Origin of the sequence: Sphingosinicella sp. (assembly GCF_052387495.1) — a bacterium.
Lineage (GTDB): Bacteria > Pseudomonadota > Alphaproteobacteria > Sphingomonadales > Sphingomonadaceae > Allosphingosinicella.
Genome location: NZ_JBQTJC010000274.1, coordinates 1 through 1,968, shown reverse-complemented (window position 1 = coordinate 1,968; position 1,968 = coordinate 1). Strand labels below are relative to the sequence as shown.

General features: G+C 71.3%; 2 protein-coding genes and 1 pseudogene. All 3 read right to left on the bottom strand.

Annotated features, from left to right (window positions below):
- Positions 1-364, bottom strand: a pseudogene (locus ACT4N8_RS15050) (YbgF trimerization domain-containing protein); the annotation flags it as partial.
- 99 nt (positions 365-463) lie between these two features.
- Entirely contained in the window at positions 464-1,270 is an 807-nt protein-coding gene (locus ACT4N8_RS15045; RefSeq protein WP_444858928.1) for a helix-turn-helix domain-containing protein, read from the bottom strand.
- An 81-nt stretch (positions 1,271-1,351) separates the two neighbouring features.
- Positions 1,352-1,968, bottom strand: a 617-nt coding sequence (locus ACT4N8_RS15040; protein ID WP_444858927.1) for a putative PEP-binding protein, incomplete at its 5' end; no start/stop codon positions are given.

Here is a 1,968-nt window from a genome sequence, read left to right as displayed (position 1 = left end):
GCCGGTCCAGCCGCGCCTGCAAGTCGGCGCGGAGGCGGCCGACCTCCTGCTCGAGCTGGCGGGTACGGTTGCCCTGCTCCTCGACCTGGCCGGTGATCGAGCGCAGCTGCGATTCGAGCGCGTCGACGCGGGCGACGAGGCTGGCGAGGGCATCCCCGGACAGGCCCGCGGCGGGACCCTGCGTCTCGGCGCGAATCTCGGGCTCGACGAACTGCGCGCGGCCGCCCGGGAAGTCGCGGCGCTGGACGGCGCGCATCTCCTGCTCCAGCCGATCGACCCGCCGTTCGACGCCCGGCTCGGGCTGGGCCGCGAGCGGCGCGCTCATGCCGGCGATAAGGATCAGGCCAAGAATTTGATAACGCATGCGTTTTCCCCGCTTCGGGTGGCCTTGCGCCACCCTCTTCATGGCGCAACATGATAGGAAGGCCGGGCGCGTCCCGCCAGCCTTAAGCGACGAAGGGAGTCAGGGCGTTGGCGGCTGGGGCGCCGGCACCGGCTGCGCCTGGCCGCGCCGTGCGAGTTCCTCGGCCCGCAGGCTGACATTGTCGACGGTGCGCTCGACTGGCTCGAGTGGGCCCAGGTCGCGCCCGCCAATGCCGACCCGGAGCATTTGCGGCCGGCCGGTGCGGAGCATCGGGGCCTGCGCCTGGGGTGGGACCTGATAGACCTGACCGGGCATCAAGATGCCCTCGAACAACGCGGCGCCGCCGTCGCTGACCCGCAGCCAGACTTCGCCGGTCGCTCTCAGCATGACCGGCTGGCCCGCGACCGACGCGGCGGGCGCGGGCGGCGCCGGAGCCTGTTGCTGGGCGGAAGGCGCGGCCTGCTCGGCGGGCGGTACGCCCGGAATCGGCTCGTCGGGGCCGCCCAGCGTACTGCGCCAGATCAAGTAGCCAAGGATCAGCAGAGCAGCGAGCGCCGCGGCGATGATCGCGAGCGATTTGGGTGGCACCCGCGCCGGATCGGCGGGCTCGTAATAATCGGGCGTGGCGGCGCGGGTTCGCGTGCCGCCGATCCGGTCGCGGAGCTGGCGGCTCAGCTCCGCACCATCGAGCCCGACCATATTGGCGTAGGCGCGGACGAAGCCGACGCAATAGGTGACGGCCGGCAGCGCGTCCCATTCCTCCTGCTCGACATGCTGGAGATGGCGAACCGGGATCCGGGTCTGGCTCGCGACGTCGTCGAGCGAGAGGCCGCGCGCCTCGCGGGCGCGGCGCAGCTGCCCGCCGATCGAGGCGTCGTCGAACTGCTCTTCCGGTGGCTCGTCCATGCTCGCTTCCGTTGCCTGGCCTTCCCCATCGTCAGGCGGCACGGCCATGTCAACCGACGGTGCCCGCCGTTCGATCCCACCTCAGGCGATGCGGACGCCCTTCTCCTCGGCCCAGCGCGTCAGCGCGGCGCGCATGTCGGGCGGTGGCTTGGCGAGCAATTCCTCCATCAGCTCCATCGCCGCGCCGCGATCGAGGGAGCGGATCATCGCCTTGATCGGACCGACCGCCGCCGGGGTGATCGAGAGGCGGCGGATGCCGAGGCCGATCAGCGCCATCGCCTCCAGCGTCCGGCCGCCCATCTCGCCGCAGACGGCGACCGGCACCTTGTGCGTCCGCGCTTCGGCGACGATGCGGGCGAGGAACCTCAGGATCGCGGGGCTCAGCCAGTCGTAGCGCTCGGCGAGGCGCGGATGCGAGCGGTCGGCGGCAAACAGGAACTGGGTGAGGTCGTTGGTGCCGATCGAGAGGAAATCGATCATCGGCAGCAATTGATCGAGCGTCTCCGCGAGCGCGGGCACCTCCAGCATCGCGCCATATTCGATCCTGAGCGGCAGTGGCTTGCGCCGTTCGGTGAGCCAGGCGCGCTGCTCCTCGACCAGCGCCTTCGCCGCCGCGAACTCCCACGGCTCCGAGATCATCGGGAACATGATGTAGAGCTCGCGCCCGCCGCCGGCTTCGAGCAGCGCCCGCGCCTGCG

Bases quoted from the DNA above. Each gene is read 5' to 3' on its own strand.
- ACT4N8_RS15045 (WP_444858928.1), bottom strand. From the start codon at position 1,270: ATGGACGAGCCACCGGAAGAGCAGTTCGACGACGCCTCGATCGGCGGG.